Origin of the sequence: Muricoccus radiodurans, from assembly GCF_050154705.1 — a bacterium.
GTDB lineage: Bacteria > Pseudomonadota > Alphaproteobacteria > Acetobacterales > Acetobacteraceae > Roseomonas > Roseomonas radiodurans.
Map to the genome: position 1 here is coordinate 302,121 of NZ_CP189561.1, position 21,460 is coordinate 323,580.

Here is a 21,460-nt window from a genome sequence, read left to right on the forward strand (position 1 = left end):
AGGACAAACGCCATGATCAGGACCATCCTCGCGGCGGGATTCGCCGCGCTGCTCGCCTTGCCGGCGCTCGCCCAGCCGGCGGCGGACACGCTGGGGGCGATCCGCGCGCGCGGGCACCTGCTCTGTGGGGTGACACCCAACACGGTGGGGTTCGCCACCCCGGACAGCCGGGGCGACTGGCAGGGGCTGGACGCCGACACCTGCCGGGCCGTCGCGGCCGCCATCTTCGGGGATGGGACGAAGGTGCGCTTCATCCCCACCACCGCGCAGAACCGGTTCACTGCGCTGCAGTCGGGGGAGGTGGACATGCTCTCCCGGGCCACGACCTGGACGCTGGGGCGGGAGGCGCAGCTCGGCCTCGTCTTCGCCGGGGTGAACTACTACGACGGCAACGCCTTCATGGTCCGACGTTCCCTCGGCGTGGACAGCGCGACGCGGCTCGATGGGGCGTCGGTGTGCCTCCAGCCCGGCTCGACCACGGAGCTGAACGTCGCCGACTACTTCCGGCGGAACAATATGCGGCTGAACCCGCTCCTGATCGAGAACCTGGAGGAGCTGCGGGCCGCCTTCGCGTCCGGGCGCTGCGACGCCTATGCCTCGGACACCTCGACGCTCGCAGCGTTCCGGGTGGGGCAGGGGGCGGCGGGGGCGGATTACGTCCTGTTGCCGGAGATCTTCTCGAAGGAGCCGCTGGGGCCGGTGGTCCGCAAGGGTGATTGGAAGTTCTTCGACATCGTCCGCTGGACCCTCTTCGCCCTGATCACGGCGGAGGAGCTGGGGATCAACCGGGACAACCTGGCGAGCTTCGAGTCGAGCCCGAACCCGGATGTCCAGCGCTTCCTGGGGCGGAGCGGCGACCTCGGCCGGCAACTCGGCGTCAGCAACGACTGGGCCGTACAGGTGGTGCGGGCGGTCGGCAACTTCTCCGACATGTGGGAGCGGAGCGTCACGCCGACGGGGATGCCCCGGGGCGTCAACCGGTTGTGGACCCAGGGTGGGCTGATGTACGCGCCGCCCATGCGCTGACCGCTGTGGATGGCGGGGATATCGGGGACGTTTCCTGCATCACAGGAATGTTTAAGCCCCGTGACAGTCAGCTTCGTGGCACACGACTCGCGGCGGTTCAACGAGTCGCCGGCTGATCACCCCTGGGGGAGGGGGGCTTGGCCTTTCCGACGGACGCAACCACCATATCCTGCGTCCGTTCTGCCACATGCCCGCAACATCTGGTGGCGGGCGTTGTGGCCGACCCCCCTGCCGAGCTAAGCTTCGGTAGGGGAAAATCGGGGGATTTTCGCGGCATGTTCGACGCTGTTCAGTTGCCGGGTCATGGTCAGGTCGTGGTGGATCGCTCGCGCGATTCCTTGCTGACTGCCTTTGGGAAGGACACCTTGTCCGACCGCTACCTGTTGCCAGGGGAGTCCTATCAGGACCTCTTCGCGCGGGTGGCCTCGGCCTATGGCGACGATGCGGCGCATGCGCAGCGCATCTACGACTACATCAGCAAGCTGTGGTTCATGCCGGCCACCCCCGTGCTCTCGAATGGCGGGACGAAGCGGGGTCTGCCGATCTCCTGCTTCCTGAACGAGGCCGATGACAGCCTCGACGACATCGTCGGGCTCTGGAACGAGAACGTGGCCCTCGCCTCCAAGGGCGGCGGGATCGGCTCCTACTGGGGCAACCTTCGCTCCATCGGGGAGAAGGTGGGGATGAACGGCAAGACCTCTGGGGTCGTGCCCTTCATCCGCGTGATGGACAGCCTGACGCTCGCGATCTCCCAGGGCTCGCTCCGGCGCGGCTCGGCCGCGGTCTACCTGCCGGTGAGCCACCCGGAGGTGGAGGAGTTCATCGAGATCCGCCGCCCGACCGGCGGCGACCCGAACCGCAAGGCCCAGAACCTGCACCACGGGCTTCTGGTGTCGGACAGCTTCATGCGCGCCGTCGAAACCGACGAGGAGTGGGCCTTCACCTCTCCCAAGGATGGGGCGGTGATCCGCAAGGTCTCGGCGCGCGCGCTGTGGATCCGCATCCTGACGGCGCGGATCGAGACGGGCGAGCCCTATCTCGTCTTCTCCGACCACGTGAACCGCGCCCGGCCCGAGCACCACAAGCTCGCGGGCCTGGAGGTGAAGACCTCCAACCTCTGCTCCGAGATCACCCTGCCTACGGGGCGCGACCACCACGGGCGCCAGCGGACCGCGGTGTGCTGCCTCTCCTCGCTCAACTGCGAGACCTGGTTCGAGTGGAGCAAGGAGCCGCGCTTCATCCCCGACGTGATGCGCTTCCTCGACAACGTGCTGCAGTCCTTCATCGACACCGCGCCGGACAGCATGGCCAAGGCCCGCTACTCTGCCATGCGGGAGCGGTCCGTCGGGCTCGGCATCATGGGGTTCCACTCCTTCCTGCAGTCGCAGAACGTGCCGTTCGAGAGCGTGATCGCGAAGGTCTGGAACAAGAAGATGTTCCGCCACATCCGGGAGGGTGCGGACGCGGCGTCCCGCGAGCTGGCCGCAGAGCGCGGTCCCTGCCCGGATGCGGCCGAGTACGGGATCATGGAGCGCTTCTCGAACAAGATCGCGATCGCGCCGACGGCCTCCATCTCGATCATCTGCGGCGGCGCGTCGCCGGGGATCGAGCCGATCGCGGCCAACGTCTACAACCACAAGACGCTGTCCGGGTCCTTCATCGTGCGGAACCCCTATCTGCAGAAGGTGCTGGCGAAGCACGGTCGCGACGACGAGGAGACCTGGACCTCCATCACCGTGACCAAGGGCAGCGTCCAGCACCTGGACTTCCTGAGCGAGCAGGAGAAGGCGGTGTTCAAGACCGCCTTCGAGCTGGACCAGCGCTGGGTGGTGGAGCACGGGGCGGACCGCGCGCCCTATATCTGCCAGAGCCAGTCGCTGAACCTGTTCCTGCCGGCCAACGTCCACAAGCGGGACCTGCACCAAATCCACTTCCTGGCCTGGAAGAAGGGCGTGAAGTCGCTCTATTACTGCCGGTCGCTCTCCATCCAGCGGGCTGACACGATCAGCGAGAAGGTGGCGACCCAGCCGAAGCTGGGCGTGGCCGAGCCGGCAAATGATGCGCAGATGCCGCTGCCGTTGGTGGCGTCTTCGGGCGGCAGCACGAATTACGAGGAATGCCTGGCCTGCCAGTAGGCCCGGCTCTCCAGGTCAGACGGCGCCGGCGGGCCTTTTGATCCCGCCGGCCGGCCTGTGGTGGACCGGCCACACTGGGCGTTGCGACTCGGCTTCTCCCCATGATTCACAGCCAGCCACGCGAACGCGAAACCCGGCCGCGACCGGGCTGGTCTAGCCTTGCCCGGGGTTCACAGCGGGGGCTTGTCCGGAGACGGCGTCCAGGACGGCTCGCAGCAGGAAAGAGTAGACCATGCCCGACGGGATCACCGGCCTCGGAACGGACGAGCTTCCGGTGCAGTTCGACCTGCTGACCGCCAACCCGGTCTACAAGCCCTTCCGCTATCCCTGGGCCTATGACGCCTGGCTGACGCAGCAGCGCGTCCACTGGCTCCCGGAAGAGGTGCCGATGGCCGACGACGTGAAGGATTGGCAGAAGAACCTCTCGCCCGGCGAGAAGAACCTGCTGACGCAGATCTTCCGCTTCTTCACCCAAGCCGACGTCGAGGTGAACAACTGCTACATGAAGCACTACTCCCAGGTGTTCAAGCCGACGGAGGTGCTGATGATGCTGAGCGCGTTCAGCAACATCGAGACGATCCACATCGCGGCGTACTCCCACCTGCTCGACACCATCGGGATGCCGGAGCTCGAGTACAGCGCCTTCCTCAAATACAAGGAGATGAAGGACAAGTACGACTATATGCAGAACTTCTCGGTCGAGAATAAGACCGAGATCGCCAAGACGCTCGCGGCCTTCGGCGCGTTCACCGAGGGGCTGCAGCTCTTTGCCTCCTTCGCGATTCTCATGAACTTCCCGCGCTTCAACAAGATGAAGGGCATGGGGCAGATCGTTTCGTGGTCCGTGCGCGACGAGACGCTGCACTGCCTCTCCGTCATTCGCCTCTTCCGCACCTTCGTGCAGGAGAACCCGGAGATCTGGACGGAGGAGCTGAAGCGCGACCTCTACCTCATCTGCGCGACCATCGTGGACCACGAGGACGCTTTCATCGATCTCGCCTTCTCGATGGGCGGCGTGCAGGGACTCGATGCGGCCCAGACGAAGAGCTACATCCGCTTCATCGCGGACCGCCGTCTCCAGCAACTCGGCCTCGAGCCCCTCTACCACGTCGAAAAGAATCCGCTGCCCTGGCTGGATGAAATGTTGAATGCGGTGGAACACACGAACTTCTTTGAGAATCGCGCGACCGAGTACTCCCGTGCCTCCACCGCCGGCACCTGGGAGGAGGCTTTCGCCGACAGCGCTTTTAACGGTTCTCCACAACCCAGCGGTGAGATCGATTTGCGGCATTGAGACTGTCATGGCGTGATCGCGTCACGGTACGCGATCACGTCGGCTCCGACGCGCGGTGGTTGTGGTTTTGATCCGTTGCCTGTGCCACATCTGCCGCGCGGCATCCTGAAATCGCCGCAGACGCTTTTTGTTTTCTTCGAAGCGCGATCCTGCCTCGGTGGACCCTTCCAAGCCGGACCCAGGCTGTGTCTAAGATGACCCGACCCGGTCGGACGGCTTCCGGTGCGGGTCGCGGGCCAGAAGGGGCCTTTATGACGGGACGGGGGTAGGCTTCGAATGGCGGAGGACGAAACAGGCGGGGACGCCCAGCGTGGGACCGGCCGCCCGCCGTCTGCGCCGCGTCACACGCGACGCCTGTCGGACAAGATCCTCATCGCCTTCCATCACGCCTGCGACCAGGGTGATTTCGAGGTTGCGGATGAGTTGCTGCGCATCCTCGAGATGATGCTAACGCGCCGGCCGGTCGCGCCCGACATGAATCGGCGGAAGAACATGGAGAGCCTCGTGGCGGCTCACGAGCGGCTCTGGCTCTTGCGGCATCCCGAGGGGAAGGGCTGACCCGGCGGGATCAGTTCCCCGCGTCCGGGAGCAGCGCGCCGGCGCCGCGCAGCACCGCATCGGCTTCTACGGTCCAGCCCGTTTCTCCGTGCAGGACGAGTCCGGGAAGAAGCCGGGCCGGACCGCGGGCTCCGCGTCGCGCGCACAGGATGACTCGCTTCGCGGGCACCCCAATCCGTGGCCAGAGCGGCAGGATCGTGATCGCGCCGAAAGCGGATATGCGCAGGGTGGTTATCGCCTCGTCCAGGCGGGCCGCCGGAAGGACCAGGGCCGCATGTCCCCCCGGGTGCAGCGCGGACGCCAGGAAGGCCGACCACGTCAGAAGCGGCGCGTCCTCCGCATGGGTGGCTGCTGCCCTCAGCGCCGCCGGCGGCGCTGTTCCGCCGGGCCAGTACGGTGGGTTGCAGAGAGCGTGCCGGCAGCGGGGAAGTCTCGCGCGCAACGCCGGATCGGACACGTCCCCCTCAACGACGGTGACCCGGTCCTCCCAGCCGTTCAGGGCGGCGTTCTCCCGAGCCAGCGCCGCGAGGCCGGGGTCCCGTTCCACGGCCACGACGTGCAGATCGGCGCAGCGGGCCAGCAGGCAGAGGAAGACGGCCCCGGCCCCGCAACCCGCGTCCAGGACCCGGTCGCCCGGCCGGGGTCGCGCCGACGCGGCCAGCATCACCGCGTCCAGGCCGGCGCGGAGCCCCCCCGCGGGCTGGCGCAACCGGACCCGGCCGCCGAGCAGGGTGTGGACCGTGCCGGGATCGTCGGTCACGCCCGCGCCCGGGGTGCTAGTCCCGCCACTCGCCAGCCTCGCGCAGCACGGCCTCAGCGGCCGCGGCCTCGGGCTCCGGCACGGCCAGGCGCTGGGGAAAGGCGCCGATCCGCCCCTCTACCGCGCTGATATGGCCGTCGAGCAGCAGAGGCGAGAGACCGGCATCCCGGAGCAGGGCCTGAAGGAAGCCGAGCCGCACGGGATCGCTCTCCCGCAGCAGGACGCGCATGGCCGGACTCCCCCGATCGGGCGCCGGTTGTCGCGCGCCACCCCCATCGGTATGGTGCGCCGCCCCATGGACAGGTCAATCCCCGCGTGAGCGCCACCTTCGCGCCCGCCACCTCTTCCCCCGATCCCGAGCGCGCGCTGGAGACCCTGACGGACCTGGTCCGCGCCGATCTCGAAGCCTGCAACCGGTTGATCGTCGAGCGGATGCAGAGCCCGGTGGCGCTCATCCCGCAACTCGCCGCGCACATCGTCGCGGCGGGCGGGAAGCGGCTGCGGCCGCTGCTTACGCTGGCCGCGGCGCGGCTGTGCGGCTACCGCGGCGACCGGCACGTCGCGCTGGCCGCCTGCGTGGAGTTCATCCACACCGCGACCCTCCTGCACGACGACGTCGTGGACGAGAGCGCCCTGCGGCGCGGCGAGCCCTCGGCCAACGCGCTGTTCGGGAACAAGCCCTCCGTGCTGGTGGGTGACTTCCTCTTCGCGCGCGCGTTCCAGATCATGGTGCGGGATGGGTCCTTGCGGGTGCTCGACATCCTCGCCAGCGCCTCCGCCACGATCGCGGAGGGCGAGGTGCTGCAACTCGTCACCCAGAACGACACCGCGACGACGGAGGAGCAGTACCTCCAGGTCATCGAGGGCAAGACCGCCGCCCTGTTCGCCGCAGCGACCGAAGTGGGCGCGGTGGTGGCCGACCGTCCGCAACAGGAGGCGGAGGCGCTGCGAGAGTACGGCCACTCCCTCGGCATCGCCTTCCAGCTCGTGGACGATGCGCTCGATTATTCGGCCAGCCAGGCGGCGCTCGGCAAGACCGTGGGCGACGACTTCCGGGAGGGAAAGATCACCCTGCCCGTGCTGCTCGCCTTCGAGAGCGCCGATGAGGAAGAGCGCGGCTTCTGGCGCCGCGTGCTGGAGGATCGCGAACAGTCCGAGGGTGATCTGGACCGTGCGCTGTCCATCATGGTGCGGCGAGGCACCCTGGCCGCCACCATCACCCGCGCCCGGGAATACGGCGCGCGGGCGCTGGACGCGCTGGCCAGCTTCCCGGACGGGCCCGAGCGCCGGGCACTGGCGGGCATCGTCGAGTTCTGCATCGCCCGCGCGCGCTGACACCCTGACCGCGCGTCAGGGCAGGCGGGCGGCGATCTCCTCCGGCCTGTCGAAGACGAGCAGCGGCCCTGCGCCCGCCAGCGCGGACCGGGTCGCATAGCCCCAGGTCACGGCGGCGGCGGACAGGCCGGCTTCTGCCGCGGCGTGCAGGTCCCGCAACTCGTCCCCCACCGCGATGGCCGTTTCCGCCGGCAGCGCGGCGCGCCGCAGCACCTGCCGGAATCGCGCCGCCTTGCCGAAGAGCGACGCGCCGCAGCCGAACCATGCCACCTCCGCCGCGCTGGCGCCGAGGATGCGGCGGGCGTTCGCCTCGCTGTTCGAGGAAACGACGGCGAGCACGCGCCCCGCCTCCCGCAGCGCCCGCAGCATCTCCGGCACACCGGGAAAGAGGCCGATCGTGCCCGCGTCGCGTGCTGCAAGGCGGCGCATGTCCTGCGCGATCAACGGCAGCCGCCAGGACGGCACGCCGAGCCGGCGGATGATCTCGCGGTTGTCGAGTTCCCGGAACGCCTCGAACTCCGCGTCATCCAGAAGGCGCAGGCCGTGCCGGGGCGCCAGCTCCCGCAGGATGGACCGGAACCACGGAAGGCTGTCGGCCAGCGTGCCGTCAAGGTCGAAGAGAATGAGCCGGAACCGCATGGCCCCGGCTCATGCCGCAGCGGGGCGGCCGCGGGAAGACGTTAGCCGCGCCCGACGAAGGGCATCTTCGTCGCCATGATCGTCATGAACTGGATGTTCGCATCCAGCGGCAGGGACGCCATCTGGGCGATGGCGCGGCCGACATGTGCCACGTCCATCCGCGGTTCCACCATCATCGTGCCGTTCGCCTGCGGCACGCCCTTCGTCATCCGCTCGGTCATCGGGGTGGCGGCGTTGCCGATGTCGATCTGGGAGCAGGCGATGTCGTGCTTGCGCCCGTCCAGCGAGATGGACTTCGTCAGCCCGGTCACTGCGTGCTTCGTCGCGGTATAGGGCGCGCTGCCCGGCCGCGGGGCATGGGCGGAGATGGACCCGTTGTTGATGATACGGCCGCCCTTCGGGTCCTGGTGCTTCATGATGCGATAGGCGGCCTGGGCGCAGTAGAAGGTGCCGTTCAGGTTGGCGGCCACGACGCCGGCCCAGTCGTCCGGCGTGATCTCGTCGAAATCCACGGCGGGCGAGCCGCGGCCGGCGTTGTTGAACAGCAGGTCCAGGCGGCCGAAGCGCGTCTTCACCGAGTCGAAGAGGGAATCCACCGCGGCGCGGTCGCCGACATCGGCGCTCATCGGATGGCAGCGGTCCACGCCGGACAGGGCCGCCGTCTCCTGCAGCGCGTCCAGGCGGCGCCCGACGACGACGACGGTCCAGCCCTCCGCCAGCAGCGAGTGGGCGGCGGCGCGGCCGATGCCGGAGCCGGCGCCCGTCACGACGGCGATCTTCGCCTGGGCCATGGATCGTTTCCCCTGTCCTGGTGCGGGCGGAGCCTGCGGCGGGGCCGACCCGGTGGCAAGATCACTCCGGCGGGGTGTCCAGGTGGACGCGCAGCGCGGCCAGGCGGCGGTCGCGCCAGCGCATCTTCGCCTCGGTTTCGGGAGCCGGCGTCCATTCGGCCATGATCCTGGCCACCGCATCGTCCCCGAAGACCTCGGGCCGGGCGGGATCGCGCGGGATGAGTTCGAGGAAGCCGCGGAACCGGCTGACATAATCCGGGATGCCGCCGGGGGCGTTCAGCTCGATCGTCTCGAACGGCCCCATGAAGGCCCAGCGTAGGCCCAGCCCGCGGGTCAGCGTCAGATCCAGATCGGCGGGGGACACCGTCCCTTCTGATACCAGCCGGAAGGCCTCGGCCAGCAGCGCGGCCTGAAGGCGGTTCAGGACAAAGCCGTCCACCTCCCGCCGCAGGGTGATCGGGGACTGCCCGATGGCGGCATAGATGGCGTGGCAGCGCGCCACCACCGCCGGGTCGGTCCAGGGAGCGCCGGACAGCTCCACCAGTGGCACGAGATGCGGCGGGTTCACCGGGTGGCCGACGAGGCAGCGGGCGCGCCCCGGCAATTCCTCGCTCCAGAGGGAGCAGCGGAGGGCGCTCGTGGAGGAGGCGAGGGGGATGCCCGGTGCCGCGATGCGGTCGAGGTCGCGGAAGAGCGCGACCTTCACCTCCAGCCGCTCCGGCCCGCTCTCCTGGACGAGCGCGACGCCTTCCAGCGCTTCTTCCAGCGTCGTGTGCACGGAGATCCGGGCCCGGGCGGCGGGCGCATCGCCGCAGAGTCCGCGGGCGGCCAGGTCCTCCAGCCCCGTGCGGCAGAGGGCCAGCGCGTGGTCCGAGGCGCCGGGCACCGGATCCCAGAGCCGAACGGCCCAGCCCGCCCGGGCGAACACCATTGCCCAAGCCCGGCCGACCAGACCCGTCCCGACGATCGCCACGCTCTCCATGCCGCGCCTCCCCTGGTTCCCCGGCAGGCTGGCCCCTCGACGGGCGTCCGGCCAGCCCCCGCCGTGACCACGCCTCACCGTCCCGTCTATGCTGCCGCCGGAAGCGGACGAGGCGACGACGTGGAGAAATTCGGGATCGGCCAACCGGTGCGGCGGCGGGAAGACGTGCGGCTTCTCACGGGCCGGGGCACTTATACCGATGATCTTGACCCGCCGGGCTGTGCGCAGGCCGTGATCGTCCGGTCGCCCCACGCCCATGCCCGCATCCTGTCGGTGGTGATCGAGGCCGCGCAAGCGGCACCGGGCGTGCTGGCGGTGCTGACCGGCCATGACGCGAAGGCGGACGGGATCGGTCCCTTGCCGGTGCTGGTGGACGTTCCCGCCCATGGTGAACCCGGCTTCTTCCCGCCGCGGGAGGTGCTGCAGACCGAGCGGGTGCGCTTCGTCGGCGATCCGGTGGTGCTGGTCGTGGCCGAGACGCGGCAGCAGGCGCAGGACGCGGCGGAGCTGGTCGAGATCGAGTACGACCCGCTTCCGGCCGTGACCGACACGGCCGGCGCGGCGGCGCCCGATGCCGCCGTGATCTGGGAGGGGCGGCCGGACAACACCTGCGTCGTCTGGGACAGCGGGCTGGAGGCGGAGACGGAGGCCGCTTTCGCCCGGGCCGACCGCGTCGTCTCGGTCGAGCTGGTGAACAACCGGATGGTGCCCAACCCGATGGAGCCGCGCGTGGCGCTCGGGGAGTGGGACGCGGCGGCGGAGCGCTACGTCTTCCACGGACCGAGCCAGGGCGTGCACCGCGTGCGGGACAACCTGGCGAAGCACGCGCTGCACGTGCCGAACGACAAGGTCCACGTCATCTCGCCCGATGTGGGCGGCGGCTTCGGCGTGCGCGGCAAGCTGACGCCGGAGAACGCGATGGTCCTCTGGGCCGCGCGGCGGCTGGGGCGGCCGGTGAAGTGGCTCGCCGGCCGCACCGAGACCTTCCAGTCCGACCCCCACGGCCGCGACCAGGTCACGCGCGCGAAGATGGCGCTGGACGGGGCGGCCAAGTGCCTCGGCGTGCGAATCCGCACGGTCGCGGGAATGGGCGCCTATCTCTCCGACTTCGGGCCGCGCGTGCCGACCGTGGCGGGAGCGCGGATCATCGGCACCGTCTACGACTGCCAGGCGATCAACAACCGGGTGCGCTGCGTCTTCACGAACACCGTGCCGACCGACAGCTTCCGCGGTGCCGGACGGCCGGAGACCGCCTACATCATGGAGCGGCTGTTCGACCGCGCGGCAGCGGAGTTCGGCCTGACGCGCGACGAGATCCGGCGGCGCAACTACATCCGCCCGGACCAGATCCCCTACCGCAACGTCGCCGGAATTCCGATCGACAGCGGCCGCTTCGCAGAGACGCAGGACATGGCGCTGGAGCGCGCCGACTGGGCCGGTTTTCCCGCACGGCAGGCGAAATCCCGGGCGCAGGGCAAGCTGCGCGGGATCGGGCTCGGCTACTTCGTGGAGGCGTCCGGCGGCCAGCCCTTCGAGTGGGCCCGGATCAGGATGACCGAGGACGGCAAGGCGGAGCTGCGCGTCGGCACCTTCAGCCATGGCCAGGGCCACGAGACGGCCTTTGCCCAGATCGTGTCGGAGCGCCTGGGCATTCCCTTCGAGAAGATCAGCTTCGTGCAAGGCGATTCGGACAAGGTCCCGACGGGCGGCGGCACCGGCGGGTCACGATCCTCGCAGATGGGCGGCGTCGCCGTGCTGAGGACGAGCAACCTCGTCGTGGAGAAGGCGCGCCGCATCGCCGCCCATCTGCTGGAGGCGGGGCCGGAGGATGTGGAGGCCTTGGACGGCCGCTTCCGCGTGGCCGGCACGGACCTGTCGGTGGACTGGGCGCGGGTGATCGCCGCGGCGAACGACCCGGCCCTGTTGCCGGAGGGGGAGAAGCCCGGACTGGACGAATCCCTGACCTACAAGCGCGACGAGGAGTGCAACTTTCCCAATGGCTGCCACGTGGCGGAAGTGGAGGTGGAACCCGACACGGGCCGCGTCACGATCGCCCGCTACACGGCGGTGGACGACGTGGGCAAGGTGATCAACCCGATGCTCGTCCACGGCCAGATGCATGGCGGCATCATGACCGGCATCGGCCAGGCCCTGCTGGAGGACGTCCGCTACGACCCCGAGAGCGGCCAGTTCCTGACCAGCACCTTCCAGGACTACGCCATGCCGCGGGCCGGCGACGCGCCGCATTTCGACCTTGGCCTGAACGAGGTGCCCACCCCGATCAACGAGCTGGGCGTGAAGGGGGCCGGCGAGGGGGGCGCCTGCGGCGCGCCGCCCGCCATCGTCTCCGCGGTGTGCGACGCGATCGGCGTGCCGCACCTCGACATGCCGCTGACGCCGGAGAAGGTCTGGCGCGCCCTCAGAGAGGCGCGATCGGCAGAGCGCCCGGCCGCTGAATGAACGCGGTGGTGGTGGCGATGTTCCGGGGGGAGGAGGGCGGCATCTCCGGCCGTTCCATCCGGCCCCAGCCGGGCGCGTCCTCCACCCTTCCGTCCCGCATCACCACCCGGCCACGGACGATCGTGGCCACCGGGGCGCCGACCGTGCGCCGGCCCTCGAAGGGGGTGAATCGGCTGTGCTCAGAGTGCAGGGACGCGCCGCGGATCACCCCCTCCTTCGTCGGGTCCACGATGGCGATGTCCGCGTCGGCACCCGGCTGGATCACGCCCTTCCGGGGATAGAGGCCGAAGGCGCGGGCCGGGGCGGCGCCGGCCATGCGGACATACTCCTCCAGCGTCAGCCGCTCCTCATGCACGAGGGTGAGCATGAGCTGCATCGACGTCTCGACACCGGGGAAGCCGCAGGCATTGTCCCAGATCGAGGCGTGCGACTTCTCCTCCATCGCGTGCGGCGCGTGGTCTGTGCCGAGGATGTCAATGATCCCGTCCCGCAGCGCCGCCAAGAGGGGCGCGCGCTGCGCACCCTCCCGGATCGGCGGGTTTAGGCGGCCGATGCGGGCGGCCTCGCCGGTCAGATCCTCGGCGGCGATGAGCAGGTATTGCGGGCAGGTCTCCACCGTGATCGGCACGCCGCGCGTCTTGGCGGCGGCGATGTGCGGGATGGAGCGGGCGCAGGATTCATGGGCGATGTGGATGCGCGCGCCCGTCCACTCGGACAGCATGATGCAGCGGCTGAGGCTTTCCAGCGCCACGATGTCGGCGCGGGCGCACCAGTGGGAGTAATCGTCGTCCCGCCCCGCCTCCCGCATCCGCCGTTCGCGCCAGAACAGCATGGGTGAGTTCTCGGCGTGGATGGTGCAGCGGTGGCCACGGCGGGCCAGCACCTCGAAGGCCTCCAGCACGGCGCCGTCATTCGGAGCGGGCAGGTTGCCGGTGGTGTTGCCGTAGAAGAGCTTGAAGCCGATCACGCCGGCATCCATCAGCGGCTCCAGGCTGTCGAGCGTCCGCTCGTCCACCAGGCCGTAGATGCCGAAATTGACGTGCGCCTGCCGCTCCGCCGCTTCCCGCTTCATCGCCAGGGCTTCGAGCGACCAGGTCGGCGGCTCGGTGTTCGGCATGTCGAAGATGGTGGTGACGCCGCCGGCTGCGGCGGAGCGGGTCGCGGTCGTCCAGTTCTCCTTGTGCGTCATGCCGGGTTCGCGGACATGGACGTGCACGTCGATCGCGCCGGGGATGACAAGGCGGCCGCGGGCGTCGATGGTCTCCTTCGCCGGCGGGGCGAAGGCGGGGTGGCCGACATAGGCGATCAGTCCGTCCTTCACCGCCACGTCGGCGGCGAAGCGGCCGGTCTCGTTCACCACCGTGCCGCCGGCGATGAGCAGATCCGCGGTTTCCATCAGATCACCCAGCCTCCATCCACCGCCAGATCCTGTCCGGTGACCTGCCGGGACAGGTCGGAGGCCAGGAAGAGCACCGCGCCCGCGATGTCCTGATCCGTGCTGATCCGGCGCAGGGCGTAGTCACCGGCATAAATCTCGCGCGCCTCCTCCATGGAGATGTTCATGCGCCGTGACATCTCGGTCCGGACCTTGGTGAACCGGTCGCCCTCGATCATACCCGGGCAGACGCAGTTCACGTTGATGTCGTGCGGGCCGAGTTCCAGCGCCGCGGATTTGGTGATGCCGCGCAGGCCCCATTTGCTGGCGGAATAGGCGGCGCGGCCGGCCTTGCCGCGCAGGCCGAAGGTGCCGCCGACATTCACGATCTTGCCGCGTCGCGCGGCGATCATCGCGGGGGCGAAGGCGCGCATGGTCAGGAAGGGGCCGGTGACGTTCAGGCGGTTGATCTCGTCGAACTCCTCCGGCGTCGTCTCCCAGAAGGTCTTCCCGAGTGGGCCGGTGCCGCCGGCGACGTTCACCAGCACGTCGCAGCGGCCGAAGTCGCGCAGCACGGCGGCGGCCATGGCGTCTACCGTGCCGGGGTTCATCAGGTCGCAGGAGTAGATCTCGGCGCGGCGGCCCTTGGCCCGCGCCTCCGCGGCCACCGGCTCGATCGCCGCCGTGTCCCGCCCCACCAGGGCGAGGTCGGCGCCGTGATCGGCCAGCAGCAGGGTGGTCGCCGCGCCCATGCCCTTGGCCGGGCCGGTGATGACCGCCACGCGGTCCTTCAGGAGCTGCATGAGCCGCTCCCTACTGCGCCAGAAGGCGCTTGGCGCGGGTGAAACGGCCAGCCAGGGCACGACAGTGGCAGGCGACCATCGGCGCGATCGTCTCGCACCATTCGCGCGTCGGCGCGTTCAGCGCCGCCAGCCGTTCCGCCGCCTCCTGCGCCTGCCCGGCGAGCGCGGCCTCGTCCACGCCCAGGACACGGCGGTCCCGCAGCTTCCAATCGCCGCCGATCATCACGTCCCGCACCGCCGAGCCGTCCTCGGTCCAGACAAGCTGGTTCGCGGCGTTGTTCAGCGGGGACCAGTTGATGTGATCCAGGTCCAGCAGGACGAGGTCCGCCAGCTTGCCCGCCGCGATCACGCCGGATTCCAGCCCGAGCAGCCGTGCCGATCCCTCGGTCGCCAGCCGCACCGTCTCGGCGGTGCCGAGCCAATCATCCTCCGTCGCGCCGTCCCAGAGGCGGGACGCGAAGGCCGCCAGCCGCATGGACTCGAACATGTTCTGGTTGTCCGAGGAGGAGGAGCCATCCGTCCCGATCCCCACCGTCACCCCCGCCCGGATCGCCGCCCGCGCCGGGGCGATGCCGGACGCCAGCCGCATGTTGGCGCCGGGATTGTGCGACAATCCGCCGCCGCGGGTGGCAAGCGTCGCCAGGTCATCCTCCGTCAGCCAGACGCCATGCGCCACGCTGAAGCGCGGGCCGATCAGGCCGAGCGAGTCCATGTGGGCGAGCAGCGTCGTCCCGTAGCGCTCCTCGCCGCCGCCGGCCTGATAGCGAGCCTCGGCTACATGGGTCTGCATCGGCAGGTCGAAGCGCTCCGACAGGTCGCGGCAGCCGGTCATGAACTCGTCGGAGCAGTGCAGGGGGATGGTCGGCGCCACGCCCAGCCGCACACCGTGGACAGCGTGGGACCAGTCACGGGCGGCGTCGTGAATGGACTGGAGAATGGCGTCGGCCTTCGCCATGGACATCCCGGCCGCGCGGGACCGGTGCGGCTCGGGCAGGGCGGCAATCAGGCCGGGGGTGGCCTGAAAGAAGGTCAGATCCGCCACCATCGGGGCCAGCACCGCGCGCAGCCCAACGGCGCGGTAGGCCTCCGCCATCACGTTGAGCCCCTCGACGCTCGGGGCCGGGAACTCGAAGGCGAGGTCGAAGCCCGCGGTGCAGCCCTTCTTGAGCATCTCCACCGCGTTGAGGGTGGTGGAGAGGCGCTTCTCCTCCAGCCCGCGGCCGCCGCTGATCCAGGGGGCGTGGGTCAGCAGCAGGGCCAAGTCCCACTTGTCCCCCGCGCCCTTGGACAGGGCGCCGTGCCCGTGGGTGTGGCCGTTCACCAGCCCGGGGATGATCAGGCGACGGGACGCGTCGTGCCGGGCCGCGTCCTCCACCGCCGTTCCGGGCGGGAGGAGGGCGGCGATCCGGTCGCCTTCGACCAGGATGTCGGCGAAGGGGGCGGAGAGGGCATCGGACGCCAGGACGTGGGCGCCCGTCAGCAGGATTCGGGTCATCGCGCAACAGCGTGCAAGTGATGGGCCGTCCGCGCCAGCCCCGCCTTCCTCCGCCCGCCCGATCCGTTATAGCCCCCGGGACAGTCGGGAGAGGGCATGACGGTCCGCATCGAGATGGGACAGACCCCCGCCGGCGCCGCGGCGACGATGGACCTGGAGGAGTTGCTGGCGACGCGTCTGCTGGTCCAGGGCAATTCCGGCAGCGGCAAGTCCCACCTGCTGCGCCGCCTACTGGAGCAGAGCGCCCCCTGGGTGCAGCAGGCCGTCATCGATCCGGAGGGCGACTTCGTCTCCTTGGCCGACCGCTTCGGGCACCTCGTCATCGACGCCGCGGCGCATGAGGAGGCCGCGATGACGGCCGCAGGGGATCGTGTCCGGCGGCACCGCGTCTCCGTCGTGCTGAACCTCGAAGGGCTGGACAGCGACCGTCAGCTCCGCCACGCCGCCGCCTTCCTCGGCGGCCTGTTCGACGCCGAGCGCGACCATTGGGCGCCGATGCTCGTCGTCGTGGACGAGGCGCAGCTCTTCGCCCCGGCCGCCGGCGGCGACACCACGGACGATGCCCGCCGGGCCGCCCTCTCGGCCATGACGGACCTGATGTGCCGCGGCCGCAAGCGCGGGCTGGCCGGGATCATCGCGACCCAGCGCCTGGCGAAGCTGGCAAAGAACGTGGCGGCGGAGGCGTCGAACTTCCTCATGGGCCGCACCTTCCTCGACATCGACATGGCCCGCGCCGCCGACCTGCTGGGGATGGAGCGGCGCCAGGCCGAGGCCTTCCGGGATCTCCAGCGCGGCCACTTCATTGCCCTCGGGCCCGCGCTGTCGCGCCGCCCCCTCGCGATGCGGATCGGCGCGGTCGAGACGGAGAGCCGGGGCGCCGGGCCGTCGCTCCTGCCCCTGCCGCAAACGGCGCCGGAGGAGGCGCGGGAGCTGATCCTGGCTGCGGCGCCGGCCGGCGCTGCGCCCGCACGGGTGCGGCGACCGCCGCCCACGCCGCCCGTGGATATCCTGGCCCAGTTGGCCCAGGCGCGCCCCGCCGCGCCCCCTCCGCCGCCCACCGAGACGGCCGAAGAGGTGGCGGACCGTGCCGCCCGAACCGCCACCATTCTGCGCGACATCCTGGCCGAGTCGGACGCCGCCTTCCGGCCGGTCGGCGTACTGTACCAGGAGCTGCTGGTCCGGCTTCGCATCCATGCGGTCGGCGGCGCCCCGCCCGACCTGCCCGCCTTTCGTCGGCTCCTGGCGGTCGCACGGGCCGGGGTCGCACCGGAGGCCGAGAGCGATCCCGACTGGCACGAGGCTGTCGCGCGCGCCCAAACCCTGCCGGAAGACACGCAGGGCGTGTTCCTGCTGCTGGCCCATGCGGCCCGGCACGGGCTCCCCTGTCCGTCCGACGCGGCGATCGCGCAGGCCTATGGCAGCCGGTCCGAGGGGCGGGCGCGGCGCCTGCTCGGCTGGATCGAGGAGCGGGGGCTGATCGTCACGCGCGCCCTGCCGGCCGGGCGCGTGGTGGCCCTGGTCGGCCTCGCTTGGGAAACGGCGCCGGGCGACCCGGCGGGCTGACCCGGGAGCCGCTTGGCGCGCGGCCCGATCCGTCCCACCTTCGCGGCGAACGAGGGAGGATACCGACCATGCGCGTGAACCGTCGCGGGATCCTGGCTGCCGTCGCTGCCGCGCCGCTCGCGAGGCCCGCGCTGGCGCAGTCGAACTCCATCACGCTGGTGGTCCCGACCGCGCCGGCCGGCACGACCGACTTCGCGGCGCGGCTGCTGGCGGAGCCGCTCTCCCGTCAGCTCGGCCAGTCCGTGGTGGTGGAGAACAAGGCGGGCGCGAACGGGGCGCTCGGCACCCAGGACGTGGCGCGGGCGCGGCCGGACGGGGCGCGGCTGCTGGTGCAGTATTCGGGCTACCATGTCGGCTCGCCGGCCATCGTGCCGAACATCGGCTACGACGTGCGGCGAGACTTCGCCGCGGTCGCGAACCTGCTGGACGCGCCGCAGGTGGTGTTCATGAACCCCGCCGTGCCGGCGAACGACATGTCCGGGCTGATCGCGTACGCGAAGGCCAATCCGGGGACGCTGAACTACGCCTCCTCCGGCAATGGCTCGCTGCAGCATCTGGGGACGGAGCTGATCAAGCTCCGGACCGGCACGGACATGGTCCACGTGCCCTATCGCGGCACCGGCCCGGCGACGCAGGACCTGCTCGCAAACCGCGTGCAGCTGATGGTGACCACGCCGCCGCCGTTGATGCCCTTCGTGCGGGAGGGGCGGCTGAAAGCTCTGGCGATCACCGCCCCGAACCGCCACCCGGCGCTGCCCGACGTGCCGACGCTGGCGGAAGCCGGCCTGCCCGACCTAGAGGTGATCGGCTGGTTCGCCGTCTTCGCCCCGGCCGCCACCCCGGCCCCGGTGCTGTCGCGCCTGGTCGAGGCCTGCAACGCCGTCGTCTCGACGCCCGAGTTCCGCCGCCGGGCGGAGGAGCAGGGCGCCGTCATCCGCCCGATGACCCCGGCCGAGATGCAGGCCCGCGTCAACCGCGAGCTGGACGAATGGATTCGCGTGGCGCGCGCGGCCAACATCCAGGCGGAGTAAGCTCCCCGCTGGCGGTCAGGCCGCCAGCGCCGACCGCCCCGGCATGGCCCCGCCGCGCAGCGCGCCCGGGGCGGTGCTGCCCCACTGGACGGCATGGCCAGCCGGCAGCGCGCGGCTGTTGGGCATGGCCAGCCAGATGCGCAGAAGGACCCGCGAGGTCCCGGCCTGCGCGTCATCCGCATAGGCCGTGCGCCCGTGATACGTGATGTGCTGGTTCATGAGCTGGATCTGACCGGGCTCGAACGGCATCTGAAGCGAGAGCTCGTCCGCGAGGGCGGCGAGCATGTCCATCGCCTCCACCTGGTCCGGGCGGAGCGGCGGCACGCCCGGCTCGGCATGCGCCATCTCGACATAGGTGCGGGAGTACTGGCTGGTGAACTCGCCGTTGGGACCGCGCGAGAAGACCGGCATGGTGAAGACGCGGTCCGCGTGGCCGTCGCCTTCCTCGTCGGCCGGGCGCATCCGGTGGAAGTCCTGGTACAGCACCCGCAGCAGGTCCGGGCGGCGGGTGGCCATCGCATCGTGGATCGCCACGGTGGAGACGATGCGCGACTCCCCGCCCGCGATCCCGTTGGACGCGCAGAGCAGCGCGAGGACGTCGCACTTGTCGGTGTGGAAGCGCAGCGGTCCGGTGGAGCGTGACCGTGCCCGGGCGGAGGGCACCGCCCCGGTCGCATCAGGCCCCGTCACCGCGGCGCCGGTGCCGGTCTCGTCCCGCACCTCGGCCAGGATCTCGCCCTTCGTGTTCTGCGGCAGCGGCGTGCCGAGATTCACCATCAGGCCCCAGAAGATCCGCTTCAGATCCTCCGGCGCGTAGCGCTCCGGCGAGAGCCCGGCGAGGCGGACGAGGCCGCTTCCCTCCTCCAGCTCCCGCGCCAGGGCCTCCAGCATTCGGCTCAGGCCCGGCAGGGGGAAGCGCGCCGCGGTCAGGTGCGCGAGCGGGACGCCGCGTGCCGTCTCCAGCGCCGCCTCGATCTCGGCGATGGCGGCGGCATCCAGCCGGCGGAGCCAGCCTGTGTCGCGGGAAAGGTCGGCGCCGGTCCAGGCGGCGCGGCCACCGATGGGAAGGAGGGGATCGGGCTGCATGGGCGGACCGTTGCGCCACCCGCGGCAGGGGTCAAGCGCCGGGTGGCGCAGCCGTCCGGCACGGGGGATGCTTGCGGCCACCATCCGCACTCAGCCCGCCCATGGGGGATCCATGCCCAGCCTGCGCCGCCGCAGCCTCGCCGCCCTTCTCGCCGCCCCGGCGCTCGCCCGGCCGGCCCTCGCCCAGGCGCCCTGGCCGTCCCGTCCCATCCGCTTCATCATTCCCTGGCCGCCCGGCGGGCTGAACGACCTCATCGCCCGGGCCTACAACGACCAGGTCGGCCGGACCCTCGGCACCACGATCGTGAACGACTTCAAAGCGGGCGCCGGCGGGCGGATCGGGGTGGCGGAGATCGCCCGCTCCGCGCCGGACGGCCACACCATCGGCATGGGCAACCTCGGCCCGCTCACCATCTTCCCGCATCTCTACCGTGACATGCCCTATGACGCGCGGAAGGATGTGCTGCCCGTCACGATGTTCGCGGCCTCCCCCCTCGTGCTGGTCGTGAACAAGGACCTGCCGGCGCGCAACGTCGCGGAGCTGATCTCGCTGGCGAAATCGCGCCCCGGGCGGCTGAACGCGGCGTCCGTCGGCGTCGGCACGGCGCAGCACCTGATCTTCGAGATGTTCAAGGAGCGCGACGGCATCGAGATGGTGCACGTCCCCTACCGCGGCACGAATGAATCCCTTCCGGCGATGCTCGGGGGCGACATCCACGCCATGTTCGACACGCTGCCGCTGATGCTGTCGCAGATCCGGGACGGCTCCATCCGTGCCCTGGCCGTCACCACGCCGGAGCGCCTGCCGCAACTGCCCGATGTGCCGACGCTGAAGGAATCGGGATACGATATCGACGTGGTGACCTGGTACGCCGTCATCACCCCCGCCGGCACGCCTGCGCCGATCCTCGACCGGCTCTATGAGGCGTACACGGCCGCTGCGGGGGCGCCGGAGGTGCAAAGGCTGCTGGCCGAGCAGGGGCTCATCTACTTGCCGAACACCCGGAACCAGTTCGCGGAGCGCATCGCGACGGAGTCCGACCGCTGGGCACGGATCATCCGCGACCAGCGCATCCAAGTGCAGTAGTCTCCGGCGCGATCCCCTCGAGGGATCAGGAGAACAGGAGGCGAGCGACAGGATGACCGTGAACGGGCCGACATACGCGATGCTCTACCTTCTCCTGCTGATTCCAACCTACCTGCTGCCCTGGTTCGGCTCGAACTCCTTCGTGGTCTTCCTCGCGACGTTCGGCACGAACGGACTCTTCTGGGTGCATCTGCTCGCACTGCTCGCGATCTGCTGGCTGGCGCGGGAGCGGGGGCGGATGACAGGGCAGGGCTGGCTGGTGGTGCTGCCGGTCCTCGCCCTTTGCTTCGACATGATCCCGGGGCTGAACCTCATCCCGCTCGTGCCCACCGTGCTGCACGGACTGGCCATCCTGCTCGGGCTGGCACCGGCGCGCCGGACCGCCTGATCCGCCGTGCGGGTCACGCCGGGAGAGAGAAGGCATTCTCTCGCCCGGCCCGCTCATCTTCCTGTCTCAAGCTGCCAAGAAATGCGGCGGTGGTTCCGACCGGCTCGCGGATCTGTCCCGCCGGGCCAGGTCCCGGGCGAACTTCTGGCCGGCCGGTCAGGTCGGGGCCGGGTTCGGCAGCTCCGAGTCCAGCCCGGCCCCGATCGGCGTCGCGTCGGACGCCGGGTCGACCAGCGCGTCCCGCTCTCCTGCCTGGCCGCGCGAGTGGTCGTTCACCCTCCGCCGATGCCGCCGAAGCTGCTTGCCGACATGCTCGGCCGCGGCGTTGAACGCCCGGTGCGCGTCCGGCCCTTCGCCCTCGCCCTGAACGGTCACGTTCCGCCCGGCATGCAGGTTGATGTCGCAGGCGAAGAAGGCGCCGTCCTTGCGGAAGGTCACGCGGGCGTCGATCGCGTGGTCGAAGTACTTGCGGGCCACGGTTTCCAGCCCCTCGGTGACATGGGCCTTCAGCGCATCCCCGGTATCGACGCCCTTGCCGGCGACCGTGATCTGCATGGAGCGGTTCCCTTCCACTGTTTCCCCTGGGGGGACTTGTGGACCGGGGCGGCCGGTTTGAAGGGATCAATCCGGGAACTGTGACCGTTTCCGGTCA

General features: G+C 70.4%; 20 protein-coding genes. 10 read left to right on the forward strand and 10 right to left on the reverse strand.

What is annotated here, in order from left to right:
• The first annotated feature begins 12 nt into the window (after window positions 1-12).
• The 4 genes from ACP6CK_RS01555 to ACP6CK_RS01570 all read left to right on the forward strand — a co-directional run bounded on the left by ACP6CK_RS01555 (window position 13) and on the right by ACP6CK_RS01570 (window position 5,013).
• Window positions 13-1,026, forward strand: a complete 1,014-nt coding sequence (locus ACP6CK_RS01555) for an amino acid ABC transporter substrate-binding protein (protein WP_426957016.1) — start codon at window positions 13-15, stop codon at window positions 1,024-1,026.
• 275 nt (window positions 1,027-1,301) lie between these two features.
• Window positions 1,302-3,161: a ribonucleoside-diphosphate reductase subunit alpha gene (locus tag ACP6CK_RS01560; RefSeq protein ID WP_426957017.1), complete on the forward strand. Its 1,860-nt coding sequence runs from the start codon at window positions 1,302-1,304 to the stop codon at window positions 3,159-3,161.
• Between the two features lie 232 nt (window positions 3,162-3,393).
• Window positions 3,394-4,455, forward strand: a complete 1,062-nt coding sequence (locus ACP6CK_RS01565; protein WP_426957018.1) for a ribonucleotide-diphosphate reductase subunit beta — start codon at window positions 3,394-3,396, stop codon at window positions 4,453-4,455.
• A gap of 276 nt (window positions 4,456-4,731) precedes the next feature.
• Window positions 4,732-5,013 (forward strand): hypothetical protein, encoded by a 282-nt coding sequence (locus ACP6CK_RS01570; protein ID WP_426957019.1) that lies wholly within the window; start codon window positions 4,732-4,734, stop codon window positions 5,011-5,013.
• Window positions 5,014-5,023: 10 nt separating this feature from the next.
• On the opposite strand, the gene ACP6CK_RS01575 is transcribed toward ACP6CK_RS01570, so the two are convergent.
• Complete coding sequence (locus ACP6CK_RS01575) at window positions 5,024-5,773, reverse strand: tRNA1(Val) (adenine(37)-N6)-methyltransferase (protein WP_426957020.1); 750 nt, start codon at window positions 5,771-5,773, stop codon at window positions 5,024-5,026.
• A gap of 16 nt (window positions 5,774-5,789) precedes the next feature.
• Window positions 5,790-6,002 (reverse strand): DUF2007 domain-containing protein, encoded by a 213-nt coding sequence (locus tag ACP6CK_RS01580; protein ID WP_426957021.1) that lies wholly within the window; start codon window positions 6,000-6,002, stop codon window positions 5,790-5,792.
• Window positions 6,003-6,088: 86 nt separating this feature from the next.
• Here ACP6CK_RS01580 and ACP6CK_RS01585 point away from each other — a divergent pair, with 86 nt between their 5' ends.
• Complete coding sequence (locus ACP6CK_RS01585) at window positions 6,089-7,108, forward strand: polyprenyl synthetase family protein (protein WP_426957022.1); 1,020 nt, start codon at window positions 6,089-6,091, stop codon at window positions 7,106-7,108.
• A 15-nt stretch (window positions 7,109-7,123) separates the two neighbouring features.
• Here the strand turns inward: ACP6CK_RS01585 and ACP6CK_RS01590 are convergent, their stop codons facing one another.
• The 3 genes from ACP6CK_RS01590 to ACP6CK_RS01600 all read right to left on the reverse strand — a co-directional run bounded on the left by ACP6CK_RS01590 (window position 7,124) and on the right by ACP6CK_RS01600 (window position 9,520).
• A complete protein-coding gene (locus ACP6CK_RS01590) occupies window positions 7,124-7,747 on the reverse strand; it encodes an HAD hydrolase-like protein (RefSeq protein WP_426957023.1) in 624 nt (207 codons plus the stop codon).
• Between the two features lie 41 nt (window positions 7,748-7,788).
• Complete coding sequence (locus tag ACP6CK_RS01595; protein ID WP_426957024.1) at window positions 7,789-8,538, reverse strand: SDR family oxidoreductase; 750 nt, start codon at window positions 8,536-8,538, stop codon at window positions 7,789-7,791.
• 61 nt (window positions 8,539-8,599) lie between these two features.
• Window positions 8,600-9,520, reverse strand: coding sequence for a 3-hydroxyacyl-CoA dehydrogenase (locus ACP6CK_RS01600; RefSeq protein ID WP_426957025.1), 921 nt, complete (start codon window positions 9,518-9,520; stop codon window positions 8,600-8,602).
• A gap of 120 nt (window positions 9,521-9,640) precedes the next feature.
• Between ACP6CK_RS01600 and ACP6CK_RS01605 the strand changes: the two genes are divergently transcribed.
• Window positions 9,641-11,980 carry a xanthine dehydrogenase family protein molybdopterin-binding subunit gene (locus tag ACP6CK_RS01605; RefSeq protein WP_426957026.1) on the forward strand — a complete coding sequence of 780 codons (2,340 nt, stop codon included), beginning with the start codon at window positions 9,641-9,643 and terminating at the stop codon, window positions 11,978-11,980.
• Here the strand turns inward: ACP6CK_RS01605 and ACP6CK_RS01610 are convergent.
• From ACP6CK_RS01610 to ACP6CK_RS01620, 3 genes are read right to left on the reverse strand one after another with little or no spacing between them, the layout of a single operon-like run.
• Window positions 11,940-13,376, reverse strand: coding sequence for a dihydroorotase (locus ACP6CK_RS01610; RefSeq protein WP_426957027.1), 1,437 nt, complete (start codon window positions 13,374-13,376; stop codon window positions 11,940-11,942). The genes ACP6CK_RS01605 and ACP6CK_RS01610 overlap by 41 nt on opposite strands.
• On the reverse strand, window positions 13,376-14,158 hold the full coding sequence (locus ACP6CK_RS01615) for an SDR family NAD(P)-dependent oxidoreductase (protein WP_426957028.1): 783 nt from the start codon (window positions 14,156-14,158) through the stop codon (window positions 13,376-13,378). The genes ACP6CK_RS01610 and ACP6CK_RS01615 overlap by 1 nt, the downstream gene beginning before the upstream one ends.
• A 10-nt stretch (window positions 14,159-14,168) precedes the next feature.
• On the reverse strand, window positions 14,169-15,653 hold the full coding sequence (locus ACP6CK_RS01620; protein WP_426957029.1) for an amidohydrolase family protein: 1,485 nt from the start codon (window positions 15,651-15,653) through the stop codon (window positions 14,169-14,171).
• A gap of 96 nt (window positions 15,654-15,749) precedes the next feature.
• Between ACP6CK_RS01620 and ACP6CK_RS01625 the strand changes: the two genes are divergently transcribed.
• Entirely contained in the window at window positions 15,750-17,216 is a 1,467-nt protein-coding gene (locus ACP6CK_RS01625) for a helicase HerA domain-containing protein (protein WP_426957030.1), read from the forward strand.
• Window positions 17,217-17,284: 68 nt separating this feature from the next.
• Window positions 17,285-18,247: a Bug family tripartite tricarboxylate transporter substrate binding protein gene (locus ACP6CK_RS01630; protein WP_426957031.1), complete on the forward strand. Its 963-nt coding sequence runs from the start codon at window positions 17,285-17,287 to the stop codon at window positions 18,245-18,247.
• A gap of 15 nt (window positions 18,248-18,262) precedes the next feature.
• On the opposite strand, the gene ACP6CK_RS01635 is transcribed toward ACP6CK_RS01630, so the two are convergent.
• On the reverse strand, window positions 18,263-19,333 hold the full coding sequence (locus ACP6CK_RS01635; RefSeq protein ID WP_426957032.1) for a TauD/TfdA family dioxygenase: 1,071 nt from the start codon (window positions 19,331-19,333) through the stop codon (window positions 18,263-18,265).
• 112 nt (window positions 19,334-19,445) lie between these two features.
• On the opposite strand from ACP6CK_RS01635, the gene ACP6CK_RS01640 reads away from it, so the two are divergent.
• Window positions 19,446-20,420: a Bug family tripartite tricarboxylate transporter substrate binding protein gene (locus ACP6CK_RS01640; RefSeq protein ID WP_426957033.1), complete on the forward strand. Its 975-nt coding sequence runs from the start codon at window positions 19,446-19,448 to the stop codon at window positions 20,418-20,420.
• Window positions 20,421-20,472: 52 nt separating this feature from the next.
• A complete protein-coding gene (locus ACP6CK_RS01645; RefSeq protein ID WP_426957034.1) occupies window positions 20,473-20,808 on the forward strand; it encodes a hypothetical protein in 336 nt (111 codons plus the stop codon).
• Window positions 20,809-20,964: 156 nt separating this feature from the next.
• Here the strand turns inward: ACP6CK_RS01645 and hpf are convergent, their stop codons facing one another.
• Entirely contained in the window at window positions 20,965-21,363 is a 399-nt protein-coding gene (gene hpf, locus ACP6CK_RS01650; protein ID WP_426957035.1) for a ribosome hibernation-promoting factor, HPF/YfiA family, read from the reverse strand.
• Between the last annotated feature and the right edge of the window lie 97 nt (window positions 21,364-21,460).